The 3,074-nt window shown below is 68.1% G+C and carries 5 protein-coding genes; 3 read left to right on the top strand and 2 right to left on the bottom strand.

All coding sequences use genetic code 11. The features are described from left to right. Together F3T56_RS49160 and F3T56_RS49600 are read right to left on the bottom strand one after the other, a co-directional pair. Positions 1–545: formyltetrahydrofolate deformylase (locus F3T56_RS49160; protein WP_281291993.1), on the bottom strand; the 545-nt coding region annotated here is incomplete at its 3' end. A gap of 85 nt (positions 546–630) precedes the next feature. After that, positions 631–765, bottom strand: coding sequence for a hypothetical protein (locus tag F3T56_RS49600; RefSeq protein ID WP_281291992.1), 135 nt, complete (start codon positions 763–765; stop codon positions 631–633). Positions 766–1,080: 315 nt separating this feature from the next. Between F3T56_RS49600 and F3T56_RS45495 the strand changes: the two genes are divergently transcribed. The 3 genes from F3T56_RS45495 to F3T56_RS45485 all read left to right on the top strand — a co-directional run. Continuing rightward, positions 1,081–2,166, top strand: coding sequence for an S-(hydroxymethyl)mycothiol dehydrogenase (locus tag F3T56_RS45495; RefSeq protein WP_149831322.1), 1,086 nt, complete (start codon positions 1,081–1,083; stop codon positions 2,164–2,166). Then, positions 2,157–2,408: an FAD-dependent oxidoreductase gene (locus F3T56_RS45490; RefSeq protein ID WP_425473756.1), complete on the top strand. Its 252-nt coding sequence runs from the start codon at positions 2,157–2,159 to the stop codon at positions 2,406–2,408. The genes F3T56_RS45495 and F3T56_RS45490 overlap by 10 nt, the downstream gene beginning before the upstream one ends. Positions 2,409–2,427: 19 nt before the next feature. Then, positions 2,428–3,074 (top strand): aromatic ring-hydroxylating oxygenase subunit alpha (locus tag F3T56_RS45485; protein ID WP_149831321.1); only part of this gene is annotated, 647 nt, incomplete at its 3' end.

The raw sequence follows: 3,074 nt of genomic DNA, 5'->3' as shown, positions 1-3,074 counted from the left end.
AGGATCTGCATGTAGCGGGCCAGCACCACCAGGTCGATGTCCAGCTCGCGCACCAGCTCCAGCAGCCGTGCCTCGGCCTGGGCCTTGGTGTCCTTGGTCACCGGGATGTGGTGGAAGGGGATGCCGTAGCTCTGCGCCAGCGGCTCGAAGTCGCGGTGGTTGGAGACGATCGCCGGGATCTCGATGTTGAGCGCGCCCGTGGACTTGCGGAACAGCAGGTCGTTCAGGCAGTGGCCGAACTTCGACACCATGATCAGCGTGCGCGTCGGGGTCGAGGCGTCGTGCAGCTGCCAGGTGATGCCGTACGCCTGGCTGACCGGGCCGAAGCCGGTGCGCAGGTCCTCCAGGGAGATGCCGGGGTCCGAGACGTCGAAGTGCACCCGCATGAAGAAGCGGTCCTGCTGCCGGTCGTCGAACTGCTGGCTCTCCAGGATGTTGCCGGAGTGGCTCACGAGGAAGGTGGTCACTGCGTGGACGAGGCCGGCCTGGTCGGGGCACGAAAGGGTGAGGATGAACTCACGGCCGGGCTGCGGTCGAGGAGACATGCCTTCCTCCGTCGGTCGATGATGGTGCGAATTACGCAACATGGTGAGCTATACGCAACATGATTGAATGGGGATGGCCGAGTGGTCAAGGGGTGGCCCGGCGGGAGTGGCCCAGGTGCTCCGAGATCTTCTCGGCGGCCGACCGTGCCACGGCGGAGACCTCCGGCGGCCGCTGCTCGGCCAGTCGGAAGGGTGGCCCTGAGGCGCTGAGCGCCGCCATCACCGGAGTGGGCGTCGCGTCTGCGTCTGTCCGGCGTCCGTTTTCTGTCGGGAGGCAACTTGGCTCGGCCAACCCCTTGACAGTGGATGTCCGCAGGGAGACAGTTTGGTCGGTCGTTGCCTATCGCGAATGATATTGCGTAATGCGCAACAATAAGGGCCCTCGGCTCCCCGGGTCTCAATCGGGCCGGGTGAAACTCTCTCCCTCCCCCGTCGATCGCTCCGGGGAGCGATCTGCGCCCTCCCGCCATCCAGAACATCAGGCCGAAGATCCCGAAGATCGCATTCGGCCGTCCTCTCGACGAGGAGATCGACCGTGACACACGAGGTACGCGCCGTCGTCGCCCGCCAGAAGGGCGCACCGGTCTCGGTGGAGACCATCCTGGTGCCGAACCCCGGCCCCGGTGAGGCGCTGGTGCGGGTGCAGGCCTGCGGTGTCTGCCACACCGACCTGCACTATCGGGAGGGCGGGATCAACGACGAGTTCCCCTTCCTGCTCGGCCATGAGGCGGCCGGTGTCGTCGAGTCGGTCGGCGAGGGCGTCACCGACGTCGCGCCCGGCGACTTCGTCGTCCTCAACTGGCGTGCCGTCTGCGGCACTTGCCGGGCCTGTAGCAAGGGCAAGCCGTGGTACTGCTTCGCCACCCGCAACGCCACCCAGCCGATGACCCTGGCCGACGGCACCCCGCTGTCCCCGGCCCTCGGTATCGGCGCCTTCGCCGAGAAGACCCTGGTCGCCGCCGGCCAGTGCACCAAGGTCGCCCCGGCCGCCTCGCCCGCCGCGGCCGGCCTGCTCGGCTGCGGGGTGATGGCCGGGTTCGGCGCCGCGGTCAACACCGGCGGCGTGGGCCGCGGCGACTCGATCGCGGTGATCGGCTGCGGCGGCGTGGGCATGGCCGCGATCGCGGGCGCCAAGGTGGCCGGTGCGAGCCGGATCATCGCCGTGGACGTCGACGAGCGGAAGCTGAAGTGGGCCGAGCAGTTCGGCGCCACCGACACCGTCGATTCCTCCCGGACCGACGCCGTCGAGGCGATCCGTGAACTCACCGGCGGCTTCGGCGCCGACGTCGTCGTGGACGCGGTCGGCCGCCCCGAGACCTTCAAGCAGGCCTTCTACGCCCGCGACCTGGCCGGCACCGCCGTCCTGGTCGGCGTCCCCACCCCGGAGCTCACCCTCGACCTGCCCCTGCTGGACGTCTTCGGCCGCGGCGGGGCGCTGAAGTCCTCCTGGTACGGCGACTGTCTGCCCTCCCGGGACTTCCCCGCCCTGATCGACCTCTATCTCCAGGGCCGTTTCGGCCTGGGCGACTTCATCACCGAGAGGATCACCCTGGACGACGTGGAGGCCGCGTTCGCCAAGATGCGCCACGGTGACGTCCTGCGCTCGGTGGTGTGCCTGTGACGGCGCGCATCGAACGCCTCGTCACCTCCGGAACCTTCGAACTGGACGGCGACGGCTGGGAGGTGGACAACTTCGTCCTCGCCCGGTGTCCCGAGCACCCGCAGGTGATCGTGGCCTGCGGCTTGTCCGGCCACGGGTTCACGTTCGTGCCCGTCATCGGCGAGATCCTCGCCGACTTGGCAACCGTTGGCGCCTCCGACCACCCCATTGCCCTGTTCGATCCCCGCCGCGTGCGCATCTGAAATTTCCGAAGGTGACGAGATGACCGTTACGAATCTGCCGCCCAGTCTGATCCCCACGCTGTCCGGTGAGTACTACACCGACCCCGAGGTCTTCGCCCAGGAGCAGGAGCGGGTCTTCGAGGCCATGTGGTTCTGTGTGGCCCGCGCCGCCGAGCTTGACAAGCCCGGCGCGTTCCGCGTCTACCAGGTGGGCCGCGAGAGCGTGCTGATCTCCCGCTCGCGGGACGGTTCGATCAAGGGCTTCCTGAACATCTGCCGGCACCGCGGGGCCAAGCTGTGCACCGAGGAGTCCGGCGAAGTGAAGCGCGCCTTCCAGTGTCCGTACCACGCCTGGACCTACGGCCTGGACGGCAAGCTGGTCGCCGCGCCCAACCTGACGTCGATGCCGGACATCGACCGGACCGAGTACGGCCTGATCAACGTCCATGTGCGGGAGTGGCTCGGCTATGTGTGGGTGTGCCTCGCCGACGAGCCGCCCTCCTTCGAGGTGGACGTGCAGGGCGCGGTCGTCGAGCGGCTGGGCGACCTGGAGTCGATCGAGCGCTACGGCATCGGCGACCTGAAGCTGGGCCGCCGTATCACTTACGACGTGAAGGCCAACTGGAAGCTCATCATCGAGAACTTCATGGAGTGCTACCACTGCGCCACCATCCACCCCGAACTCAC

The sequence above is a fragment of the Streptomyces tailanensis genome (assembly GCF_008386495.1).
Lineage (GTDB): Bacteria > Actinomycetota > Actinomycetes > Streptomycetales > Streptomycetaceae > Streptomyces > Streptomyces tailanensis.
This window is presented reverse-complemented; position numbering and strand designations above follow the sequence as displayed.